Below are 22,611 nucleotides of genomic sequence, written 5' to 3'. Positions count from 1 at the left end.
CTAATTACTTTGTTGGTTCTAAAATCAAGGTAACTTTATTAAAATCTGCAGCACTATTAATTACGGTTCTGTATTCTTCATATAACGCTACAGGAAGAATATTTTGATCATACATTTCATTTGCTGTAATAATAATCTTATTTCCTTCTTTTGTATAAGAAGAGATAAAATTCATAAGGTCTTTTCCATCTTTTTCATAACGATTATCAATATTAATATCATCTAAGTTATTAATGGTATATCCTTCAGGAATTGTAATTTCTATGGTACGTAAATACGTTTTTCTAAAAGTATTTTCAACAGGTAATTGACGCTTTTTTTCTTGATACATTTCTATTTGCGGCCCTATAAGTTCTCCTAATTTGAATAGGTATTTTGGTCCTGCTTTATCTGTAAAGGCGCTACTAGAAAGCGTGGCTTTGATACGTAATGGATTTATACCAAAATTTTCCGGAGCTTCATTAAAAATCTCTTTAGATTCTATCGTGAGTTCATCTCCCATTCTTTTGATAAACTCTTCGTAAAATTCTTCTTTATTCTCATCATTTACGAGATTCATAAATGGGTGAATAAATGAGGCATTATAACCACCTATAGCATGATCAAAATCAATGCTTACTTCTGTTAAGTCTTCTGGATCAAACGTAACTTTATAGGTCATCTCATCTACAGATGCTGCTGCATCCGGAGATTCTATATATTTTACTTTTCCTACTCCAGAACTCAGTTTTCCAAGTTTTACTTCTTTTACAAAAAGCCCATAGGTGTCTGTATATTCAAATGGAGGGAAACCATATCTATTTTCTTGTTTTCCTGGTGCTATGTATTGTTTTGTGGTTGGGAAATAGATTAAATAATCTTGAAGAAAGTTTAATGCTTCTATTTCAGGATCAAATTTCATTTCAGTTCTATCACACGTAAGAACAACTTCAAAAGGAATGCCTAATTCTTTTAATGAATTTGCAAATAAGCGTATGGCTCCAGTCTCATCAGCTGCTTTATTTTCTATCACAAAACCAATGTCAGAGAGTTGGTCACCTCCTGTATTTGTAATGTAAATAGAGTTTTTAATATGGTTTTCAAGTGTTCTTATTTTTGATTCATCATCTCCATTAGGATCAATGGCAGCTTCTTTAAGGAATTTTTTAACTTTAGAAAGATCACCTTTATCTAATTCGGCATTTACAAAGTTGTGTACGTTTTTAGCAATATCGCTGTAGGAACTAAAACCACTAGCACCTGTTGCTTTATTGCTATCTAATTTGTAAATAATAGCTTGCTTCATGGCTTCAACAGCCGAGAGATCTTCTGCCTCTAATTCTGGCAGGTCGTATTTTTGAATGATTAAATGTTGCTTCCCTTCAACTCCAGTATCTTCAGCCGCTTCTTGATCACTATTTATAGGATAGATTTTAAATACTAAATTTTCTGGAGAGTAGAGTTCAAACTTAGAATCTTTAATTTTATAGTTTTCTTGTAATCTAAGGTATTGACCTTTGTATTTTGCCACTTTTTTGATGATGTATAGATACTCTATAAACCCTCCTTTTTCTATACCTTCTAAAGCATAGTATTTGATAGTTCTATTCGTAGTTTCATCTGTAGCGGTAAAGATTTTAGAATCATCTAGCTCTTGCACAATTCCATTTGCCGAAACTACACGAGCTTGGCTTCGTAATAATTCAGAATCTGATCGATACGGAAGGTATATCCTATTAAATCTTTCAATTCTGTCATCAGAGTTTAGCCATAATACTTTGTGAATGATATTATATTGGTAGAACTCATTTTCATTTTCAAATCCATATTCTACAATTCTATAATCTTTCAGACCTACCATATCCAGATCTTTATCTTCTTCTGCTATAGTATACGTTGGATTTTGATCCCAGCTATACGATGTATGCACTAAATCTTGTGCAACAGATAGCATGGATGATATAAGGGCAATTACTACTAAAATGTACTTTTTCATTTATTTTTTATTTTATTGATCACAAACAAATTAAATTTATTTATGCTCATTTCACATGGTGTTTATTTAAGAACCACAACTTCTTTAAACGCTTTATTTATTTTCTTAAGTGATTTTCTAAAAGCGTCATGTGTTTCTTTTTCAAGGATGAGTTTTTTTGTTTTATATGCGTGTGTGTAAATGATTTTAGATCCTTCTTTTTTGTATGAAATAGAGGCACTCATAAAGTCATTATCTACGGCAACATCTTCTGGAAGATACGTTACTTCTTTCCCTTCAGGGATTTCAAAAACAACCGTAATACTATCTTCAGATCTGTATTTAAATTCAATATTGGTTTTTCTGTCTTCTTTTATCTTATATGCATTTATAGAAGTCTTGTAAAGATTAAGATTTATGAAAATCTCATCATTTAAAGATTGCGCATAATCTTTAATTGTGAAATTATAGTCTACTTCAAAGGGTTTTTCATAACTGTATTTATTTTTTTCTTCAAAGCTTTCTACGAGAAATCGATTACTTCCTTTGCGTAAAAAACTATTGTAGTATTCCAACAGTTTTTCTTGGGTATCTCTATTCTCTATATAATTAAAGGTATTAGATTTTTGATATCCAGTAAGTGTTAATGTTCCATTTCCTTTAATAGAATTGTTATCTAATTTTATATTGACTACATCACTATAAATATTTTGATCTGCTGGTACTACAGGGACTTTTACAATTTTATAATCACCTTCACCATTTTCTATAAGCGCTTCTTTTCCTTGTATAAATGATGAGGGAATTTCTAAGGGAAGATATCTTCCTGTGGCATCTAGAAAATACGTTTTCCCTTCACTTTCATAGGTTAGGATCATGTGATTATCTGCAGCAGGTGTTGGTACATCTTCATAGCTATATGGGATGCTTCTTGTGCCTAACCAAGTGAGGCTTCCTTTAATTTTCGCAATTTTAAACATCTCCTTAAGAATACTAGAGTTGTCTTTACAATCTCCAAATTTCTTTTGGAAAACAGCATTAGCATCTCTAGGAATAAACCCTCCTAATGCATATTCAAAATCAATGTATTTTATATTTTCCTGTACCCAATAATAAATTGCTTTTACTTTATCTATCTCTGAGGTTTTAGAAGCTATAAGGTCATTTGTAATTGTCACTAACTCATCATCCAGCTCTTCTTGGTTAATGTCTTTTACAAGAGAGTAATACCAATTATAAAGGTCTTTAACTCCATTTAAAACAGGGATTTCTTCATTTTTCTTTTCGTAAGAAGAAATGATAGGAATGATATGTGGCAATATCGTTTTAGGACTTGGGCCATTACTTTCTAGGTCATATGCTTCTTGATTTTCAATTTCCCAAGTATATATTTTTCTGCCTCTTTTTTCGCTTTCGCGAAAGCGTACATCCACCCCTTCCATATTAAATTTTTGAAAGCGTAAGTTGATGTCCTTATCTACCACTATCTCAACTTTTTGTTTAATAAGTGGGTATACGTTTCCAAAATAAACAGGAGATAAGAATCTAGGATTGGTAATAGAAGTTGTATAGTTTAATTTTTTTATGGCTCCTTGCTGAAGTTTAGGATATAAGAAATTTACAGACTTCGTGTCGTCATAAAATGACTCACTTAGTTCATCTTTACGCACAAAATCGGTTACTTCATATTCACGATATTTTTTACCGTCATATACTAAAGAAGCTGCTTCTATTTTATCTAAAAGGAAAAAAGAAGAATACTCTACAGATTCTTCTGTTGCAAATTGTGCCGTTTCATTAAGTAAAAGGTCTTCCTCTTCTATAGTTTGTGATATTTTTATTTCATCATCATCTAAAGAAATGTCAATAAGTCGTTGCGAGGTGAGTCTAGCTAGATACTCATCAGGATATGCATTTTTATATTTTATAAATTCTGGTGACTCTTGAGCATTACCTATCGCAGTAATGCTTAGTATACACAAGAGTACTAGGATACTAGTATATCTCATATTAATAAGTTTGTGATGAAACGATTTCTTCATTGAAATAGTGTTCTGTCTTTGTTTTCTTTCCTTGCTCATTATAGTAGTGCGTATCTCCAGAACGTTCATCATTTCTGTAGTTACCTTCTTCTTTAATGTTTCCGTTAGGGTGATATTTTTTTTCTATGCCCTGTTTATATCCATGACTATATTGAGTCTCTGATTTTAATGTTCCATCAGGATAATAGGTATAAGCAGTGCCATTATATTCATCGTCTACATTTGTATGTTTACGTTCTGGATTTCCGTTTTCATAGTAAGCTATATATTCTCCTTGTAAATATCCTTTATCATACGTCATATCTCTAGCTACTTTTCCATTAGGATAATAGGATATTACTTTTCCAGTACCATTAGGTAAGGATATCATAGGGAGTTCTTTTCCTTCTTTATCAAGGTAACTATACCCAATTAATTTTCCTTTATCATAAAACCTGATAAGTTGCAGTGTCCCTTTTTCTTTTCCATAAAATTTGCGAGCTCCATGGATTTCATTATCTATATATGGAACTTCACCTACTTTAATACCTGCTTCATTGAACTCTTCAGAAACTCCTACTAATTCTCCATTTTGATACGAATAGATGTCTTCTACCTGTCCGTTTTCGAAATACGTTTTATAATAACCGTGTAGGTTTCCTAGATCATAATTTCTCTCAGATTTTATAGTGCCATCTGGGTAATATATTTTAATAGTGCCTTGCAGTTCATCGTTTACATACATGGCTTCTGCGTATAGCTTGCCATAAAAGTCATAAGAGGTGTACTTACCGTGTAATACCCCATTGCTATATGCATTTTTGGATTGAACATCACCAGATTCATAATAATACACAATCTCATTGAGCGAAGGATCAAAGCGATCTATTTTTTGTAATACCTTTCCGTCTTGACCGTAATACGTTTCGGTAAGCAAAGTGTCAAATTTGTAGGTGTTTTTACTTTCTAATTGACCATTAGGAGCATAATATTTTTGAGTACCGTTATAATCACCTTTGTGATAATAGGTTTCCGATTTTAATGTTCCATCAGGATAATAAGAAATCCAAAAACCATCTTTTAAACCGTCTTCATTATAATACCCTTGTGCTCTTATTTGACCAAAAGAATAGTAAGAGGCCCCATAACCAGTAACCGTGTCATCTGTATAGGTGTTGAGATCTTTGATGTTTCCATTTGGATAAAACACTTTAGATTCTCCTTGTGCTAAATTTTCGGTATACGAAGTTTGATCTGTTATAGACCCATACCTGTCATAATAAGACCAAAGTCCCATTTTACCTCCTTTCACATCGTATAATCCTTCTGTAATAAGTGTGCCGTCTGCCATAAAACCTTTATAGTTTAGATCGCCGCTTTTCTTTTTCTGAGATTCAATGATTGTGCCATCTTTAGCATAATAGGTGTATTCTTTGATTAATCCGTTACGATATAAGAAGCTACTTTCTAATTTTCCTTCTCTATCGTAGGATAAGAATGGACCGTTTAATTTTCCATTTGTATACGCCACTTCTTCGCTTAAAACTTCATTTGTGAAGTAACTTTTCCAATCCCCTTGATTAATTCCTTTTTCATATGTTCCAGTTGATTTTAATTTCCCAGAAGGGTGATATGTTTTATAAGGGCCTTCATACTCTCCATCTTTGAACGTGGCTTCTGATGCTAGTTTTCCATTAGGGTGGTATACTTTTTCAACTCCTTGTTTTATGCCATTTTTAAATGTCATTTCTTGTGCAAGAACTCCATTAGCATAATATTCTTTGAAGTCGCCGTCATAATCTCCATTTTTCATAGCGTATTCATATTTTACTAAACTTTGATCTGCTTCAAAGAAATGCTGTCTTATGCCATTCATTTCTCCATTTTTGTAGGTACGTTTTTCTAATGGACCACCATGTGAGGTGTAAGAAGTATAGGTGCCATCTAGTTTTCCATCTTTAAAAGTTACTGTAAGGCTTTGATTACCATTGTCGTGATAAAAATTATAGAGCCCTTGTTCAAGTCCTTTTTTATACCCCCCTTTTTCTTTTAACTTTCCATTTTCGTGATACCATTCCCATGCTCCGTCACGCTCTCCATCAGTAAATTGTCCTCTAGCGATAATTCTTCCTGAACTGTCATAGTATACCCACTTTCCTATAGGGGTGTCTCCATCTACTGCGGCGCCTTCACCATTTAGAATACCATCTACATAATTAAAATTGATAGCTTCTTTTTTACCGTTTACTTCTTTTATATTATTCTCGCTAACAAGATCTACCCATTTTTGATATGCAATTGGAAGAAAGTCTTTGATATCGTCTGTTTTTTTTGCGATAATTTTTTTATAATCTTCATTTTGAATAGGATATGCGGTCGTGTATGACAAGGCATCAAAATGATCATTTTCATTAATCCAATTAAAAAAAGGAATGATTTTTTGGCTCCATAATACAGATGATCCTTCAAAAGGTTCTTCTTTTAATTGTGCAAGTAAAGCATGTGTTTGTCTTGCAAAGCCAATATTGATGGCATTAGGAATTTTATAATCTTTCTGAAGCGCTAATTCACTTTCTATAATAAGATTTAGTGTTTCAAATTGATCATCATCTGGTGTGATTGCAAATGGCTTGTCTTCGGCTTTTGCAGAACCACTTACCATTTCGTTAGCTACTTTTAAAACAGCAAAAGAGTTTTCTTCATCAGGAGCAAATAGAAGATATAGATTATATAACAGAAGTGCTTGTGCTTTCTTATTTTGCCTTCTATACATATTTCCAAGATTAAGCATGGTGTTTTCGTATAGTGGACTCGACTCCATCGTAAGCATTAAGTTATTAAATGCTTCTTGAGGTTCTTCTAGCTTTTGATTTATAATAGAAAGATTATTACGTAATTCATAATTTCTAGGAAACTCTTCAAGCCCTTTTAGGTATACTTCTTTAGCAAGGTCATAAGATTCTAGATTTTCATAACAAATGCCTTTATTTATATAGAAACCTAACCTAGTATTTGGATACCCTTCCAGTTGTAATCCTTTATCTATAGTAGTAATAGCATCTTTATATTTTTCTTGCGCAATTTGATAATACGATATCGTGACAAAAAAATCATTATACAATGAATCGTTAGGACTTATTTTTTGTAAAGCAGCGATAGCATCATCAACTTTTTCTTGGTCGATTAACTCGGAAGCTTTTTTAAGGATTTCAGTGCTACTTTCGTAAGAAATTTTTTCTTGAGCAGTTACTGATAGAAAAATGAAAAGGGAGCATACAAAGGAAATATAGTTTTTGACCATTTTAAAAAAGTTGATAGAACGCTCAAAATACTAAAAAAACCTAATTCGCTATGAATAAATAACATCATTTTAATATTAGATGATATTTCTAGGATTATCTAGGGGTATTAATTAATCTATAAATCAAAATAGCAGTACGTTGCGTGAGCATTTCGATAGTATTGAGATTTACAGTTTCAGAAGGTGTATGCGCTCCTGTCCCCATAGTTCCTAAACCATCAAGACATGCAACATATGCAGCTACAAAAGACACATCTGCGGCTCCTCTTTTACCGGGATCATATCCTTCTACTTTTGGTTGTCCTAAATCTTGACTTACTTGACTTAAAACTTCTAATAATTCATAATTTTCTGGAGTAGGTCTCATAGCAGGATAACTATCTTGAAACTCAACCTTTGCACTAGTGTGCGGAAGGTTATTAGCAACAACTTCTCTCATTTTAGCACGCGCTCGTTCTTTTTGTTCTTCTGAAATAAATCGTAAACCTCCTTGAGCATAAGCTGTTTGTGCAACAACATTGCCTTTTCCAAAAATAGCGCCCTTACTTTCTTGAGCTTTTAAGTCCATACTTGTGCCTCCTAGCATCATCCCAGGATTAAAGGTTAACAGTTCTTCTCCTTTTACATCTGTGTAGAACTGGTGTAAAATACGTGCAAGCTCAAAATTTGCCCCTGCACCAGTATACTCACTAAAAATACCTGAAGAATGGGCTCGTTTTCCGGTTACTGTTACGTTCCAATTTGAAGATCCTCTCCGAGCTACTGTAGCATTATCAAATCCGGTTGAGGTTTCAAACCCTAACGCGATATCACTTTGTTTTGCCGCGTCTATTAATGGTTTCCTACTAATGCTTAATGGTTTTCCGGTGCTTTCTTCATCTCCTGTGAAAGCAATTGTTATTTGCGAATCTTTTAATAACCCAGACTCATACAATGCTTTTAAAGCATACAATACAACAACATTTCCTCCTTTCATATCGTTGGCACCTGGACCTTTTGCAATAGAATCATTGACCATTTCAAATTGTTGAAACTCGCTATCTTTTTCAAATACCGTATCTAAGTGCCCTATCAATAATAAACGTTTTCCTTTGTTTCCTTTTGTTGTAGCAAACAGGTGTCCAGCACGATTCATCTCTGGAGGCATTTCAATCCATTGTGTATCAAATCCAATATTTTGAAATGCTTTTGTAAATACATCTCCTACTTCTTTTACCCCTTCTAGATGTAGTGTGCCGCTATTAATATTTACAACTTCTTCTAAAAACTGGATGGCTTCCGGGTTGTTTTTAGATACTTGAGCAATGAGTTGCTGCTCTGGTTTTGAGAGTTGTTGCGCTTTCGCGAAAGCGGACTGAAAAAGAATCCCAATAATGACTAAAGGAATAGTGAAACGAGATAAAAACATAATAATAAAGTATTGATCGTATCACAAGGTACGGAATCCTTAAAAAGTATCGTAGCGGTTATTTTTAAGAATTTGAATACTTTTTGTTTTAAAATAAATATAAAATACCTGATTTATAGCAGATAACAATTTATATTGAATATATTTATAGATAGAAAAAAGGTGCCACTATGAAAAAGTTAATACATTTAAATGGAGCAGAAGCGCTTACCTCAAAGCAACAAAAGAAAATAACAGCGGGATTACGTTTTCCAAATGGAGATCAACTTTGCTGTGGTTGTGTGTTGCAAAATAAACAGGGTTCTTTAGAGATTTTAAAATTAGCGTGCCATCGTGATTGTCCTGGAGAATCTAAAATGGTATCAGATATAGATTGTTGATTTTAGACGTTTTTAAAGAATTTTAATTTATAGTAATAACTTTAGATTCACATTCTTTAATATGAAAGGAGCCTAATTTATTATTATTACTAACACCATATTTATCTTTTGAAACACGATAATGAAACCCTTTTAAAGGAAGGTTTTTAAAACACCCATATTCCCCTATATTAACAGAAATCGTGCTTATAATAGTTGGTAATGTACCCTGATCAATAATTTCTATATAGTAGAAGTTTTTTGTGTTATTTTGAAAACAAACATCCCCCACGTTTTCTTTATCACAATTAGGATTTTCACTTTTATTTTTTTCAATTTCTTTTTTCTTTTCTTCCCATCCTTCTAAATTTAAATATTGCGCCATGTCATATGTGATAGGTAGTTTTTGAGAACCAGTAGCTATTATTTTTCCAGTTTGAGTGTCTGTAACTTTTATTTTAAGGCGAATAATACTATTAAAAACATATACCTTACCTGTAACATAAGCATCGGCTGCAATGAGCATACCAAACTGTTTTTCTGTAGTAGGGTCAATAAGCCCCTCTGATTTTAATTGATGTTCTTGAAAATACTCTTCAAAAGTAGCTCTATCCATCACCTCATAGGAAATTGCTTTTTGAGGTAACCCTTCCCAAAACTCGTCTGTAATATACTCAGCAAGTCCTTCTTCATTATTTTTTAAAAATTTAAAAGGATATATCGCTACTTGAATGTTTTTCTTTTTGTTGAGTTGTTGCGCAATAGTTGCAACTGCTTTTCCAACTTCTGTATCAAAATCTTGAGCTTTTGTAGTATATGAAAAATGATAGAATATGATTGTTGTTAGAAGTAGTATATTTTTCATAGTGTTATTTTTTTTAGTGCGTTTTGTTGAGCTTCTTGTTTTGTAAATCCAGACCCTGTGATTGTTTTTGAATAAGATTTATCAAGTTCAGGATTTCCTTGAGTATCAAATATTTCATAGGTTAATTGTATGTCACAAGCAAATCGTTTTGGTTTCACACCAGATTCTCTATAGGTGTAACTTACAGTACCTACACATAAATAATCTATGTGTTTTTTCATGTCACTTTTATACATAGAAAGATCTCCTTGCTGAAGGTGTTCCTTTATTTGCGGATTGAGTTTTTTTGAAGCAATTAAATATGGAGTACTTCTATAATTTGAAAAAAGTGTTTTTTGTAACCGTTTTGCAATTTCAAGATCTAAAGTATCATTACGAAAAATAAACAAGGCAAGTTCTTCCTTTTCTGGAGTATTTAAAAAAGAAGTATTAAAAGGAGATTTTAATACATATTTGTTAATGATATGTTGTGAGATAGGTTTCACATCTTTTTTAAAAATAGGATGAAAACCATTTGCAGTAAAATAATCAATCTTGCCATTAGGTTTTTTATAATACCATATACGGGGCGATCCATTTTGATAAAAAAATTGAGTGTTTATATTCACCTCTATTTTTTGGAAGTTATCGATCAGTTTTTTATCATATTCTTGTAACCTAGCTAATGATTCCAATGGGCAGGGAGTAACCTCTTCATAATGATCTTCATTCCATACCATACAGCGTTGTTCTTCTGACGGAAGTGATGTAATAAGTTGAATATTATCTTTTAGAAAATAGCCAGTTATAGTTACTATTAGAATAAGAATAGTTGTGATTGTTAGTAATAATTTCCAAAGTTGTGGAGGGTTTACTTGAGGTGAGTTTTCAAAATCTTGATCTTCATTTTTATTATGAGATAAGCCATTGTCAAGATCATTAGGTATTGGTTTAGGGTCTTCTATTGAATTAGGGGTATTAGATTTTTCAAGAATAGATTCTTTAGAATTAGAACTATTAGGAAGGTTATTCTTTTTTGCAGGGTAATACATAGTATTATAAGAAAAGTAAATGGTATAAGATCTAGGCTTAAAATCGATCAGCCAACTGACCATTTCTACACAGATATTATCAGGGTCTTTAGTCTTCCCTTTTAAGAAATTATCAATAGGCCGAAACTTATTGAGATGAAAATTCTCAATTTTTTGTTGTTGATCTTCTCCTTCTCTGAAATCAAAAAACCTTCTTAGTATTTCTTTATCGGTTTTTTCATTTCTCTTTTCAAATAAAAAAATACAAGCTTCCCTGATACGTTTTCTTGTAGGGTCTATCAAATAACTACGCACTTCACCACCTTTTTCTTCCTGATATTTTTCAAGAATTTCTTTTTTATACGTTTGAAATGTTTTTCTTTCCATGGTTGGTGGAAATTATTTTCATACTCAGGAGTATATGAATTATATATATGTTGCCTGAATATTGATTAGTGATAGGGCTAACATACTAATTGTATCAAATTACTTCTTACGGAAACCCGTAAATCATATGCTTCTATAGAGAATTTGAAAATCTTATCGACTTTATTTTATCTGTTTTTTGAGGAATTACAATGAATTTTAAGGAATCTTTAGGATTTTAAGGAATCTTCGGAATCCCTTATAAACAAGGGGTTTAAGTGGTTATATATTTGACCCAAGAAATAGTTGCTGTTGTGTTTAGCTAACACACTAATTGTACAAAACTACTTCTTAGTAAAATCTATAAAACAGTTTGCCAATGTGCGATCGGAAAGTTACCAGCGGTAACTGTGATATGGATTTCAACTTTCCAAAAATCAAGGAGAACTCACCCATGAGTAACGGGATCTTAAAAACCCGTACAGTATATCTGAGATCGTCTCAGACAGGCACTCCTTTTTCAACATTTTAAATTTTTTTAAATCATGAAAAAGTTATTTTTAATAGCCACAATTTTTGGTAGTATGTTTTTTACTTCGTGTAACCCTGACGATTCAACACTAGATGAATTTCAAAACCCTCAAGCATGTTGTGGGGAAGACGGAACTATTCTGCCACCACCACCGCCACCACCAACAGGAAGTGGAAATAACGGCGGATAATTGTTAACTAAATAATAGTTAGTACTTTAGGGGGATGAAATGTTTAAAAACACCATCCCTCTTTTTTTTATTTCTTTTCTGCGTCAAAAGTGGAAACCTTATAGCACAACAAACTATAGATAGAGATAGTATAGCATATTGGTCGGAATTAATCTCATCACCTAAAGGAGAAGAAGATTTAATAGGAAGTTATTTATTTTTTGATCAAGCCAGAGAGTTAAGTACAGAACAAAACGATACTACTGGTACTATTTATAATCTAAGCATGCTTTCTGTAGTTGAGTTTGAATTAGGCGCTTACAATGAAAGTGAAAACAGTGCTATTTCTGCACTAAAATTGGTTGATGAAAAAAAAATTGATGAATGGAGTCTAGGAGTCATTATTAGCTTATATAATAGTTTAGGAAAAGCTCATAAAGAGCTTAATGATTATGAAAATGCGATTGAATCATATGATAATGTGTTAAGATTATCTAATAACTTAGATGACTGTATCAAAGCTTATAATAATAAAGCCAATGTTTATATAAATGAGGCAAGGCTACAACAAGCATTAACGGAACTCTCGTATGCAAATGATTTAACCTATTTAAATAAAGACAAAAAAGAAAATGCAAGAGTATTGGCAAATTTAGGATTTGTTCAATCTAAGTTAGAAAACCCTAATGGGATTGTAAATATGCTACAAGCCCTAACTATAAGAACCAATGAAAATGACCTTACTGGAATGTTTTCGAGTTCTAAACAACTTTCAGAATACTATCGGTTTAGGAATTTAGATTCTGCTCTAATCTATAGTAATAAAGTTCTTGAATTATCTAAGAAAATTAATACCCCGACATATAAAAAAGAAGCATTATCTAATCTATTAAAGTTTGAAGAAAATCCTTACTATTCAGCATATCTAGATATAGAGACTAGTTTGAGAGAAAAGGAATTGGCAAGGGATGTTAAATTTTCACATGCAAAATATGATATCCAAAAAGAGCGTCAAAAGGCTTTAACTCAGAAATTACAAGCAGAAGCAAAAAACAAACGTCAGAAGCTGCTATTTGTAGGTGGTGGTATTATATTATTGATCATAGGAATCTTTCTATACCTATATCTACGATCTAAACACAAAAAAGAAAAAGTAAAAGTTGCCATACGAGAAACCTATCAAACGGAACGTCGCTTATCAAAAAAAGTACATGATGAGTTGGCAAACGATATGTCTGATATATTAAACTTTATAGGTCGTCAAGCTGAGATTCCAAATAGTGTTAAAAAACCGCTTGAGAATAAAATGGATAATATATATGATCGTACAAGAGACATCTCTGCGGAGATCGGAAGTTTTGATACTACAAACTTTACAGAGAGCCTTAATTTTTTGATTATGCAACACCGTACAAAAGGGGTAAAGGTGTTAACCAATGTAAATGCAGGTATCAATTGGGATGACCTGCCAAATTATAAAAAGACCAATGTCTACCGTTGTATACAAGAGTTGTTTGTAAACATGAAAAAGCATAGTGAATCTACTGAGGTTAGGATCATGTTTAAAAGAGAGCGAAATAAATATCAAATACAATATACAGATAATGGAAAAGGGGTCGTTTTAGACAATTTGAGAAAGAGCGGTTTAAATAATATGGAAACCCGTATGCATGACATAGGGGGAAGTATTACTTTTAACTCATCAATAAATCAGGGCTTTAGAGCCTATTTATATTTTACGAATTAATTAATTTTCCTCAAATATGTTTACTAAAATAATCATTGCAGAAGATCACGATACAAATCATTTTGGAATTGAAGATGCGCTAAGCACATACAATCCTATTATTGAAAAAGTTAAATATTGTGATGATGCTTTATTGAAGATACGAGTATCTGCAGATAATGGACACCCTTATGATCTCTTAATAACAGATCTCAATTTTGAAGAAGATCATAGACAACGTACTATCGTTAAGGGAGAAGGATTAATTCTCGAAGCTAGAGAACTCTTGCCAAACTTAAAAGTTATTGTATATTCTGTAGAAAAGAGAATAGCTCGTATTCAAAAGTTGTATGAAAACTATCATATTGATGCTTTTGTAGAAAAAGGGCGTGATGCTTCCCTCCATATTAGAAAAGCGATTGAAACCATTATACAAGGACATTCTTATTGTACCCCAAAAACAAGTCAGTTATTACGAAGTACTGATGAGATTAACGAATTAGAAGAAAAAGATATCTTATTATTAGAGTTGTTGTCTAGAGGTGTCAAACAAAAGTATATAGCGCAACAATTAAATTGTAGTATTAGTAGTGTTGAAAAGCAACTCAATAAGCTCAAAGTCCTTTTTAATGCTAGTAATCCGGTGCACCTTATTTCCATTGCTAAAGACTGGGGTGTTATTTGATTTTTTATGTTTTTTTATAAAGAATTTTTAATTAATCCTATATACGCTTTCGCGAAAGCATATATATAAGGACGCTTTGATTAAATAGTATATTTAAAATAAATTTTGATAAAAAGGATAACCATAAGGAATTGTTTATAGGTAGATCTAGTTTTGTAATTATTAATATTTAAAACTTATTTATGGGATATCCAAAATTTACAATTAATACTAGTACCGACAGTCAGTATTATTTTAATCTTCATGCTAGCAATAAAGAAATAATTGCAACTAGTGAAATGTATACTACTAAGCAAAATTGTGAGAAAGGTATTGCTTCTGTTAAAACAAATGCTCCTATTGCTGGAGTAGAAGATTTGACTTAGAAATCTATCTTACCTAATATATTTAAACCCTTACGGATTTCCGTAAGGGTTTGTTGTTTAGCTAGTTTAGCTTTGGAGGTATACTAAAAACTCAAGAGATTATGGCAAAGCAACCACAAAGACCTCCTAATTGGCCAAGTAAAAAACCAGGGAATCCTTCAGGGCCCAGAAGAGATAATAATCCTACTAGACAACCCTCTAGACCAACTCCATCTAAACCTTCTAAATAATAAACAAATGGCAAAATATTATGTAAATAATAATGCACAATCTAATGGGGATCATGAGGTGCATAAAGATGGGTGTATATACTTACCGTTTGTAAAGAGTAAAAAATATCTAGGTGATTACTTGAGTTGTCAATCGGCAGTAATAGAGGCAAAGAAAACGTATTCAAAATCAAATGGATGCTATACATGCTCTAATGCCTGTCACACCACTTAAACTTTTTATTATGAGCGCTTTCATTTTAATTGTATTCGTGATAACATTTATATCCTGTAATAATCGTTCATCGATTAAAAAAAACAGCTTAAAATTAGAATTAAATAAAGGGATTATTGTTGTAGAACTTGAATTGCTAGGATTGGAATATGTATCCTCAAAAGGTAAAGAAACAACAGTAACCAGGCACTTCAATGCTATATTTTCTGAAGCACTAGATAAACTATAAATACTATGGACATACATAACGCACTTAAAGCACTAGCAGATAAGATTAATCCACTTAAAAGTCATATTACAAATGAGGAATCTACAAAGCATGCTTTTGTGTTACCATTTATCAATCTTTTGGGATACGATACTTTTAATCCAACAGAAGTAGTTCCTGAATTTACAGCAGATATTGGGCTTAAAAAAGGTGAAAAAGTAGATTATGCAATCATTCAAAATGAACAACCTATACTTATCATAGAATGTAAATATTGGAACACAAATTTAGATATACATAACTCACAATTGTTCCGTTATTTTCACACTACAAAAACACGCTTTGCTCTTTTGACAAATGGTATAGAATATCGTTTTTATACAGACTTAGAGGAAGCTAATAAAATGGATGAAAAACCTTTTTTAGAATTTGACATCACCTTATTAAAAGAAAATACCATTCACGAAATTGCTAAGTTTCATAAGTCAAATTTTGATATAGAAAAAATTGTAGATAATGCGAGCTCATTAAAATATACAAAAGAAATCAAGAAAGTTCTTAATGAAGAGTTGATCTCTCCTTCGTATGATATGGTTAAACTTCTTACAGGGCAAGTGTATTCAGGTAGATTTACAGAACGAGTTCACGAAGAATTTTCAAAACTAGTCCACAAAGCATTAAATCAAACTATTAGTGATCGTGTAAATGACAGATTGAATACAGCACTTACTAAAGAACACGAAAAGCAACAAGAAGAACATCCAATTATAGAAGAGAAAGAATCAAAAGTCATTACTACCGAAGAAGAGCAAGATGCTTATAGGATTGTAGTAGCTATTTTAAGACGTGACATTCCTGTAGATCGTATCGTTGCAAGAGATACACAATCTTATTTTGGAATTCTACTTGATGATAATAATCGTAAGCCATTATGTAGATTATATTTTAATGGAAAGAAAAAACAGATAGGGATTTTTAAAAAGGAGAAAAAAGAGCAAAAAGAACATATAACCACTATTGAAGATATTTATCAATTTGAGAAGGAGTTATTAGCAACGATTAAGTTATATGATAATGACTAAAATTATTTGGATTTATCTACTATTATGTTCAAAATTACTTTTTTCACAATATGTAGAACGTATTCAAGAGCCTGTTGAAGTGGTCTCTAGCAGAAGCATTTATCTCCAATCTGGAATTGTTTCTAGCATAGAAGGATCATCTCGATCATTTGTAGAAGTAAATCTCCCGCCCAATACAGTTAGATGGTATTACAGTTTTACAACTTCAATATATAAGAAAAAGTTGGCGAGGATTAATTTAATGTCTCAACTAGTTGGCTTGTATACAAACAATGATGGATTAAAAGGAAATTTGCAATCTAAAATTGAAATTCCAGAGGGGAGTTGTGGTATTGATATTTATGTGTTGGATGATAAAAATGTTACTCCTTTTGTAAAAAAAAGAAATTATAATCATCATATAGAAGGGACTGTAAAGAACACAGAACAGGCAGTTGTAGTGATGGATGATATTAAAGATGAGGTATTATACCTTGGGTTAAAAAACCCAGCAAGATTTATAGGGGTGCATATTAATATTGAAGTAGTTGCCATTGTAGAAACGATCATTGAACAGGAGAAATCAGCTGCGGTATTAAAAGCTGAGTTATTAGGCTATGCCGCAAAAGATGAGTATGAAAATGGAAACTACACCATGAGTATTGCCTATTGTGAGAAAGTAAATCGTATTACAAAATTAGGATGGGTTACTTCAATAAAAGGATTATCACAATTACAACTATATGATACAGATAAGGCGCTTTCAACATTTTTTGATGCTATATTATTGATTAAAGAACAATCAAATGCAGAAAATGTATTCTCAAATCTAATTATTGAGCTTAAAAAGATAAGAAAAGAACAACCTTCAATAGCTGAAGTTGATAAAATTATAAAAATGGTAGAAATGCAGATAAAATGATTTAATATGAAAAATATAGTCATCGTTCTAATCCTTTTTTTAACACAGAGTATCTCTGCTCAAGGTCTAGAAATTAAACGCGAAGTACGACAACTTATACAACCCAGAAGTATGTATTTAAATGGCGGTCTTAATGCATCTGTAGGAGGAACTTCAAGAACGTACATTAAAGTAGATTTACCTCCCAATACAGTTGCTTGGTATTATAGCTTCTCTACTTCCAAACAACAATCGGAAAGTAAAAATCTGAATTTAACTTCACAGTTATCTTCATTACTTCAAACGTCAAAAGAGGCTATTCCAAATAGGTTATCAAACATCTATGTGCCTAAAGGTTCTTGTGCTATTGATGTTTATGTATGTGATTCTAAAAATATAAATCTTTTTCAACGTAAGGTAGATAATAATGGCGGTTCTTTTTATTCAATTTCTGAGGGAAATGTTAAGAATACATTACAAGGAGCCATACGAGTAGATGATGTTACTAATGGCAGTTGGTATTTAGGCATTAAAAATCCAAATCGATGGACAGGAGCAAATATCACTATTGAAGTGGCTGCCATTATTGAGTCAAGACCAGATATAGTAGGAACCGTTCTCACAGCTTTACTTACAAATAAGAGGGAACCTGCACCTCCAAAATCTGAGGCACAGCGAAAAGCAGAATCTTATGGAACCTTAGGATGGGGATACTATGAGAAAAATAATATAGATAAAGCAATGGAGTATTGTGATAAATCCCTTTCTGTGTATGAATTAGGCTGGGTAAAAGCAAATAAAGGACTTATACTCTTAATTTCTGGTGAAAGCGATAAGGCAATTGAAACTTATATACAGGCAATAGAACTGGTTAAAAATCAATGGAAAGCTAATGCGGTATTTTCAGAAATGATTCGAGATCTCAAGAAAGTAAAGAAAAAACGACCTGATATTTTAGAGACAGCAGAAATTATTCAAATGATACGATCACAGCGTAAAAATTAAGAGATGTTAAAGAATCTAGTACTCATAGGATTTTCGTTTATAGCGGGCTGTTTTGTTTCTATGTATTTCCTGACATCTTTTGAAGTAGATATTTATAAAAAAGATGCAAGACTAGATGTTTCAAATAAACATTCATATGAGTATTTACAAAGTAATTTTACTACTAGTAAAGAGGTTTATATCTGTAAAGGGCCTAGAAGTAAGCGATATCATTACAAAAAATCTTGTAGAGGATTAAAGCCATGCTCTACAGATATTTTTGAAGTTTCTATGTCTAAAGCAAAAGAACTAGGTAGGACTTTATGTGGATGGGAGGACTAGTATTTATGGAGCTTTCTTAAAAATGGGATTCTTTTTATAGCTCCTTAATTTAAAATACTTTTTGTATTTACGGAAACCCGTAACGTGTTGATTGTTAATGTTTTTAGATTTGGTAAAACATTAAAATCAACATATAATTATGGAATATAAAGTAGTACCTCTATTTAGATCTGCATCGCCAGATAAAGAATTGCAAACCATTATTAATCAAAATGTAATAGATGGATGGGAGTATAAAAATCATCAGTACAGCGATAAGCTTACGCCAGGAAAAGAAGGCTGTTTTGGTATTGGTGCTACGCCAGATACGGTGACACATGTAGGTCTCGTTGTTTTTGAAAAAAAATGAGACACTTATTGCTCATAATAATTCGTTTGTACTGGAAATTAATTCCAGCTTCAAGAAGGAAGCGATGTCTTTTTAAAGAGAGTTGCTCTCATTATGTATATAATATCACAAAAACAAAGGGATTACTTGCTGGCATAAGAGCATTCCTGTATCGCTACAAACATTGTAGATCTGGCTATACAATAGTAGAAGTGCCTTCTCAAAAAATATTAGTGTCTTCAAATAATATTGTATTTCAAGAAGAAGAGATTCATCCACGCTTATTAAATAACCATGAACCATTATAAAATGAACCGCTATAAGTATAATTACACATCTATTGTTTTTTTATTCTTTTTTGTGATTACTGCTTGTAGTGATCCTCAAATGTATGTACTTGAAAGATCACAAAGTAATAGTAGCATAGATACTCTTCAAGTAGAAAACATCAATTTCTATTTAGAAACCTCAATGAGCATGAAGGGGTATGTTAACTCTAATGTTTCAGGTAATTATACCTTAAAAGATATTGTTCCTTTTTTGATTACAGATTTAGAAAGAGATTATGAAATCCCTACAACACTCCACACGATCTCAGATGTATCTCGTAAATACAAACAATCTAAAACGGTATTTTTTGATCAACTTAGAGGAGGATCATTACTTAATGGTAGGTCGTCAAAGTTACAACGTGTTTTTAGTGATGTAATATCCTCTACAAAAGCTACAGATATTAGCATTCTTGTATCAGACTGTATTGTAGATCTTGGAAAGACAGATACAATGGCAGAGGGTTCTTTAGTAACTAGTGAAATATATCAACAGTTAGTATATAATGAAAGCATGGGTGTTGCTGTTTTTAAATATACGAGTGATTTCAATGGAGATTATTATTATGATAGAAAGAACACTGGAGGTAATGTTATTTCAAACAGACCCTATCAAGGGGAAATTTTAAAGAATCGTCCTTTTTACATTTGGGTGTTTGGAGATAAAAATCGAGTCAGTGATTTAGTGTCAAAAGGAATTATTAAAGGGTATGCAGAAGCGCATACTTATAATTTAACTCCTAAAGAAGTAGATTTTGCCTTATTAGATCATCCTAAAACAGGGAAAATCGCTATTAATTCAGAAAAAGGAACCCTTATTATTAAAGAAATAGATGTAAGGCGTCCAGCACAATTTACCATAGGACTTCGTCTTCACAAACAAGAAAACCCATTAAATCAAATCATAATTTCTCCTACTAACTATTTGGTAAGCCCTGACTATATTCAAAATACAATAGATATACAAATTAAGGATGCAACAATGCTACTTTCTGAAAATATTCCAAATAAATCACAGATTAATCAAGAGGGATATACTCATTTTATTCAACCTACATTATCAGATTTTGATCCCACTACTACCGAAATTAAAATAAGTGTTCATAATAGAATACCTACTTGGATAGAAGATACCAATCTTGATGATGATCTAGGTGTTTCAACTAAGATATTAGAACACAAGACGTTTGCTTTTAAATTTATTTTAGACGCTTTCGCGAAAGCGTATACAGAAAAAAAACCACTACTAGAATTTACACTAACAAAACAACAGAAATAACACTATGGAAGCATTTTACTTTTTCTTTGAAGATTTAAATAATTGGTCCGTTTGGGATGAAAAAGGGTATCTCATAGGCTTTTTAATACTACTCATTACTACCCTATTTTTTACGCTATTATACTATATGTATTTCGGCAGGAAAAATATGAAATATGCTACTGTTGGAAAGTGGTTTCTCTTTGGTTTACTTAATATGATTGTTGTCTTTATAAGCACATTATTTATAGAAGGTTTTGCTGTTTTTGATCTAGCTTTTGACACTATTTTTTTTGAGATATGGCTTTTTACTTTGATCAATACTATATACGCTTTTGTATTCTATTTCATATTCTCTCTCATTTTTAAGCGTTTCTCAATTTTTCCAAAATATATACCTGTAAAATTTTAATACGATGTCAAAACCAAAATTATATCTGTTTGCCATTGGCGGAACAGGTTCGAGAGTATTAAGCTCCTTAGCAATGTTATTAGCCTCAGGTATTAAGACGAATACAGAAAAGATCATTCCAATGATCATTGATACAGATATCAATAATGGAGATGTAGAAAAGTGTCGAAATATTATAAAAGGGTATAATAATATTCATGATACGGTGTATAAAGGAATTTCTGATGATCAAGATCAAGGGTGTTTTTTTAGGACTAAAATTATGCCTCCTAAAGAGCTTAATATTAGCGGCACAGACTACGGGACGCTTAGAGATATGGTGAGTTATAATACCCTTAATGCAAAAGGCTTTAAAAATACAAAAGGACTTTTTGATTTACTATATAGTACAGAGAACAAAGATATGCCATTAGAAAAAGGATTTTTAGGAAACCCTAATGTGGGAAGTGTTGTTTTAAAAAACGTAGTAGAATCTCCAGAATTTAAAGAGTTTACGCAAGACTTTAGTCAGAATGATCGGATTTTTGTGATTAGCTCCATTTTTGGGGGTACAGGAGCCGCTGGTTTTCCATTATTAATGAATGTATTTAGAGATCCAAATACACCATTAAATAATGGCGCTTTTATTAATAGCGCTATTATAGGTGGGGTTTCTGTATTACCCTATTTTCAAGTAGATGTAGAAAAATTTAATACAGGAGAAAGCGCGATTAATTCAAGTACGTTTATTACCAAAACAAAAGCCGCACTTTCTTATTACAATAGAAATCTAAGTCCGCTTATAAATGCGATGTACTATGTAGGGGATACAAGACAAAGTAATTATGAAAATTTTGATGGAGGTATTGAGCAAAAAAATCCATCTAATTTTATAGAGCTTACAGCGGCATCTTCCATCATCGATTTTATGGATTATGATGCAACAGCAAATACAAAAGAAGATTTAGGAAGCCCCTCTAAGTTCTTTGAATATGGTCTTGATACCGATGTAGGTAGCATAGATCTTAAACATCTTAAAAATGATGGGCTAAAACATAGCCTTCTTCACTTTCATTACTTTAATGTATATGTATCTAATTTTATGAAAGTAGCGTTGCGAGATGAAAAATTAGCATGGCGTAACGAACTTAAACTTCCTAGTAATTATGATTCTCAAAATTTCTTTAAGCATTTAGAAAAATTTACTAAGCTTTATTACTACAGATGGTTATATGAGACATCTCAGGAAAGACATGATCGTAAGTTTTTACCATTTGATCTATCTATTATAAATAATAGAGACGAGTTAGGAAAAGACGTAGATGGTTTACTACCTGTTAAGACACATATCACTAATGAAAAACTTTTTACACTTATTACTGGAATGCCTGCAAACAAAAAGCAATCATTTTTCAGTAAAGATAGCATCAACTATGATGAAGAGTTTTCAAAATTAGCTAGTGATATCATAGATCTCCAACATGGAAATATGGATAGAGATGTACATATACTCTTGAATAAAGGTATAGCTGAAATTATAGCAAAACGCTTTGTTCTTTAATTGTTTTATGAATATTTAATGTAAAGACTTTAACACAACCAGA

23 protein-coding genes are annotated in these 22,611 nt (G+C 31.9%); 17 read left to right on the top strand and 6 right to left on the bottom strand.

What is annotated here, in order from left to right:
- Window positions 1-4: 4 nt before the first annotated feature.
- The 4 genes from CHB80_RS04040 to CHB80_RS04025 form a co-directional block, all read right to left on the bottom strand.
- The gene (locus CHB80_RS04040) at window positions 5-1,975 is read right to left on the bottom strand and encodes a DUF3857 domain-containing protein (protein WP_089370137.1); all 1,971 of its coding nucleotides are present in this window, start codon (window positions 1,973-1,975) and stop codon (window positions 5-7) included.
- A 62-nt stretch (window positions 1,976-2,037) separates the two neighbouring features.
- Window positions 2,038-3,963 (bottom strand): transglutaminase domain-containing protein, encoded by a 1,926-nt coding sequence (locus CHB80_RS04035; protein WP_179218080.1) that lies wholly within the window; start codon window positions 3,961-3,963, stop codon window positions 2,038-2,040.
- 1 nt (window position 3,964) lies between these two features.
- Window positions 3,965-7,276 carry a hypothetical protein gene (locus CHB80_RS04030; protein WP_089370135.1) on the bottom strand — a complete coding sequence of 1,104 codons (3,312 nt, stop codon included), beginning with the start codon at window positions 7,274-7,276 and terminating at the stop codon, window positions 3,965-3,967.
- Window positions 7,277-7,370: 94 nt separating this feature from the next.
- Complete coding sequence (locus tag CHB80_RS04025) at window positions 7,371-8,684, bottom strand: M20/M25/M40 family metallo-hydrolase (RefSeq protein ID WP_089370134.1); 1,314 nt, start codon at window positions 8,682-8,684, stop codon at window positions 7,371-7,373.
- A 170-nt stretch (window positions 8,685-8,854) separates the two neighbouring features.
- Here CHB80_RS04025 and CHB80_RS04020 point away from each other — a divergent pair, with 170 nt between their 5' ends.
- Complete coding sequence (locus CHB80_RS04020; RefSeq protein WP_089370133.1) at window positions 8,855-9,064, top strand: hypothetical protein; 210 nt, start codon at window positions 8,855-8,857, stop codon at window positions 9,062-9,064.
- Window positions 9,065-9,086: 22 nt separating this feature from the next.
- On the opposite strand, the gene CHB80_RS04015 is transcribed toward CHB80_RS04020, so the two are convergent.
- Both CHB80_RS04015 and CHB80_RS04010 read right to left on the bottom strand, forming a co-directional pair.
- A complete protein-coding gene (locus tag CHB80_RS04015) occupies window positions 9,087-9,908 on the bottom strand; it encodes a CsgG/HfaB family protein (RefSeq protein ID WP_089370132.1) in 822 nt (273 codons plus the stop codon).
- On the bottom strand, window positions 9,905-11,305 hold the full coding sequence (locus CHB80_RS04010) for a hypothetical protein (protein WP_089370131.1): 1,401 nt from the start codon (window positions 11,303-11,305) through the stop codon (window positions 9,905-9,907). Before CHB80_RS04010 ends, CHB80_RS04015 begins: the two co-directional genes overlap by 4 nt.
- 524 nt (window positions 11,306-11,829) lie before the next feature.
- On the opposite strand from CHB80_RS04010, the gene CHB80_RS24510 reads away from it, so the two are divergent.
- From CHB80_RS24510 to CHB80_RS03940, 16 genes are all read left to right on the top strand, one after another.
- A complete protein-coding gene (locus CHB80_RS24510) occupies window positions 11,830-12,006 on the top strand; it encodes a hypothetical protein (protein WP_179218079.1) in 177 nt (58 codons plus the stop codon).
- Between the two features lie 34 nt (window positions 12,007-12,040).
- Window positions 12,041-13,732, top strand: a complete 1,692-nt coding sequence (locus CHB80_RS04005; RefSeq protein ID WP_089370130.1) for a tetratricopeptide repeat-containing sensor histidine kinase — start codon at window positions 12,041-12,043, stop codon at window positions 13,730-13,732.
- A gap of 16 nt (window positions 13,733-13,748) precedes the next feature.
- Window positions 13,749-14,396 (top strand): response regulator, encoded by a 648-nt coding sequence (locus CHB80_RS04000; RefSeq protein ID WP_089370129.1) that lies wholly within the window; start codon window positions 13,749-13,751, stop codon window positions 14,394-14,396.
- Between the two features lie 182 nt (window positions 14,397-14,578).
- Window positions 14,579-14,761 carry a YegP family protein gene (locus CHB80_RS03995; RefSeq protein ID WP_089370128.1) on the top strand — a complete coding sequence of 61 codons (183 nt, stop codon included), beginning with the start codon at window positions 14,579-14,581 and terminating at the stop codon, window positions 14,759-14,761.
- Between the two features lie 101 nt (window positions 14,762-14,862).
- Window positions 14,863-14,991, top strand: coding sequence for a hypothetical protein (locus CHB80_RS24990; protein ID WP_262486167.1), 129 nt, complete (start codon window positions 14,863-14,865; stop codon window positions 14,989-14,991).
- Window positions 14,992-14,998: 7 nt separating this feature from the next.
- Complete coding sequence (locus tag CHB80_RS03990) at window positions 14,999-15,205, top strand: hypothetical protein (protein WP_089370127.1); 207 nt, start codon at window positions 14,999-15,001, stop codon at window positions 15,203-15,205.
- A 10-nt stretch (window positions 15,206-15,215) separates the two neighbouring features.
- A complete protein-coding gene (locus tag CHB80_RS03985; RefSeq protein WP_089370126.1) occupies window positions 15,216-15,434 on the top strand; it encodes a hypothetical protein in 219 nt (72 codons plus the stop codon).
- Window positions 15,435-15,439: 5 nt separating this feature from the next.
- Window positions 15,440-16,495 carry a type I restriction endonuclease gene (locus tag CHB80_RS03980; RefSeq protein ID WP_089370125.1) on the top strand — a complete coding sequence of 352 codons (1,056 nt, stop codon included), beginning with the start codon at window positions 15,440-15,442 and terminating at the stop codon, window positions 16,493-16,495.
- Window positions 16,488-17,396: a hypothetical protein gene (locus CHB80_RS03975; RefSeq protein WP_089370124.1), complete on the top strand. Its 909-nt coding sequence runs from the start codon at window positions 16,488-16,490 to the stop codon at window positions 17,394-17,396. Before CHB80_RS03980 ends, CHB80_RS03975 begins: the two co-directional genes overlap by 8 nt.
- Window positions 17,397-17,402: 6 nt before the next feature.
- Window positions 17,403-18,380, top strand: a complete 978-nt coding sequence (locus tag CHB80_RS03970; RefSeq protein WP_089370123.1) for a tetratricopeptide repeat protein — start codon at window positions 17,403-17,405, stop codon at window positions 18,378-18,380.
- A gap of 3 nt (window positions 18,381-18,383) precedes the next feature.
- Window positions 18,384-18,701: a hypothetical protein gene (locus tag CHB80_RS03965; RefSeq protein WP_089370122.1), complete on the top strand. Its 318-nt coding sequence runs from the start codon at window positions 18,384-18,386 to the stop codon at window positions 18,699-18,701.
- Between the two features lie 139 nt (window positions 18,702-18,840).
- A complete protein-coding gene (locus CHB80_RS03960) occupies window positions 18,841-19,050 on the top strand; it encodes a hypothetical protein (protein ID WP_089370121.1) in 210 nt (69 codons plus the stop codon).
- Entirely contained in the window at window positions 19,047-19,337 is a 291-nt protein-coding gene (gene yidD, locus CHB80_RS03955) for a membrane protein insertion efficiency factor YidD (protein ID WP_089370120.1), read from the top strand. The genes CHB80_RS03960 and yidD overlap by 4 nt, the downstream gene beginning before the upstream one ends.
- 1 nt (window position 19,338) lies before the next feature.
- Window positions 19,339-20,637 (top strand): hypothetical protein, encoded by a 1,299-nt coding sequence (locus CHB80_RS03950; protein WP_143337044.1) that lies wholly within the window; start codon window positions 19,339-19,341, stop codon window positions 20,635-20,637.
- A gap of 4 nt (window positions 20,638-20,641) precedes the next feature.
- The gene (locus CHB80_RS03945) at window positions 20,642-21,028 is read left to right on the top strand and encodes a hypothetical protein (protein ID WP_089370118.1); all 387 of its coding nucleotides are present in this window, start codon (window positions 20,642-20,644) and stop codon (window positions 21,026-21,028) included.
- 4 nt (window positions 21,029-21,032) lie between these two features.
- Window positions 21,033-22,568 (top strand): hypothetical protein, encoded by a 1,536-nt coding sequence (locus tag CHB80_RS03940; protein WP_089370117.1) that lies wholly within the window; start codon window positions 21,033-21,035, stop codon window positions 22,566-22,568.
- Window positions 22,569-22,611: the final 43 nt, after the last annotated feature.

It is taken from the genome of Dokdonia pacifica, from assembly GCF_900188275.1.
In the GTDB taxonomy this organism is placed as follows: domain Bacteria; phylum Bacteroidota; class Bacteroidia; order Flavobacteriales; family Flavobacteriaceae; genus Dokdonia; species Dokdonia pacifica.
The sequence above is the reverse complement of the archived record's forward strand: the minus strand, read 5'-3'. Positions and strand labels throughout refer to the sequence as shown.

Bases quoted from the DNA above. Each gene is read 5' to 3' on its own strand.
- CHB80_RS04040 (WP_089370137.1), bottom strand. From the start codon at position 1,975: ATGAAAAAGTACATTTTAGTAGTAATTGCCCTTATATCATCCATGCTA.
- CHB80_RS04035 (WP_179218080.1), bottom strand. From the start codon at position 3,963: ATGAGATATACTAGTATCCTAGTACTCTTGTGTATACTAAGCATTACT.
- CHB80_RS04030 (WP_089370135.1), bottom strand. From the start codon at position 7,276: ATGGTCAAAAACTATATTTCCTTTGTATGCTCCCTTTTCATTTTTCTA.
- CHB80_RS04025 (WP_089370134.1), bottom strand. From the start codon at position 8,684: ATGTTTTTATCTCGTTTCACTATTCCTTTAGTCATTATTGGGATTCTT.
- CHB80_RS04020 (WP_089370133.1), top strand. From the start codon at position 8,855: ATGAAAAAGTTAATACATTTAAATGGAGCAGAAGCGCTTACCTCAAAG.
- CHB80_RS04015 (WP_089370132.1), bottom strand. From the start codon at position 9,908: ATGAAAAATATACTACTTCTAACAACAATCATATTCTATCATTTTTCA.
- CHB80_RS04010 (WP_089370131.1), bottom strand. From the start codon at position 11,305: ATGGAAAGAAAAACATTTCAAACGTATAAAAAAGAAATTCTTGAAAAA.
- CHB80_RS24510 (WP_179218079.1), top strand. From the start codon at position 11,830: ATGAAAAAGTTATTTTTAATAGCCACAATTTTTGGTAGTATGTTTTTT.
- CHB80_RS04005 (WP_089370130.1), top strand. From the start codon at position 12,041: ATGAAATGTTTAAAAACACCATCCCTCTTTTTTTTATTTCTTTTCTGC.
- CHB80_RS04000 (WP_089370129.1), top strand. From the start codon at position 13,749: ATGTTTACTAAAATAATCATTGCAGAAGATCACGATACAAATCATTTT.
- CHB80_RS03995 (WP_089370128.1), top strand. From the start codon at position 14,579: ATGGGATATCCAAAATTTACAATTAATACTAGTACCGACAGTCAGTAT.
- CHB80_RS24990 (WP_262486167.1), top strand. From the start codon at position 14,863: ATGGCAAAGCAACCACAAAGACCTCCTAATTGGCCAAGTAAAAAACCA.
- CHB80_RS03990 (WP_089370127.1), top strand. From the start codon at position 14,999: ATGGCAAAATATTATGTAAATAATAATGCACAATCTAATGGGGATCAT.
- CHB80_RS03985 (WP_089370126.1), top strand. From the start codon at position 15,216: ATGAGCGCTTTCATTTTAATTGTATTCGTGATAACATTTATATCCTGT.
- CHB80_RS03980 (WP_089370125.1), top strand. From the start codon at position 15,440: ATGGACATACATAACGCACTTAAAGCACTAGCAGATAAGATTAATCCA.
- CHB80_RS03975 (WP_089370124.1), top strand. From the start codon at position 16,488: ATGACTAAAATTATTTGGATTTATCTACTATTATGTTCAAAATTACTT.
- CHB80_RS03970 (WP_089370123.1), top strand. From the start codon at position 17,403: ATGAAAAATATAGTCATCGTTCTAATCCTTTTTTTAACACAGAGTATC.
- CHB80_RS03965 (WP_089370122.1), top strand. From the start codon at position 18,384: ATGTTAAAGAATCTAGTACTCATAGGATTTTCGTTTATAGCGGGCTGT.
- CHB80_RS03960 (WP_089370121.1), top strand. From the start codon at position 18,841: ATGGAATATAAAGTAGTACCTCTATTTAGATCTGCATCGCCAGATAAA.
- yidD (WP_089370120.1), top strand. From the start codon at position 19,047: ATGAGACACTTATTGCTCATAATAATTCGTTTGTACTGGAAATTAATT.
- CHB80_RS03950 (WP_143337044.1), top strand. From the start codon at position 19,339: ATGAACCGCTATAAGTATAATTACACATCTATTGTTTTTTTATTCTTT.
- CHB80_RS03945 (WP_089370118.1), top strand. From the start codon at position 20,642: ATGGAAGCATTTTACTTTTTCTTTGAAGATTTAAATAATTGGTCCGTT.
- CHB80_RS03940 (WP_089370117.1), top strand. From the start codon at position 21,033: ATGTCAAAACCAAAATTATATCTGTTTGCCATTGGCGGAACAGGTTCG.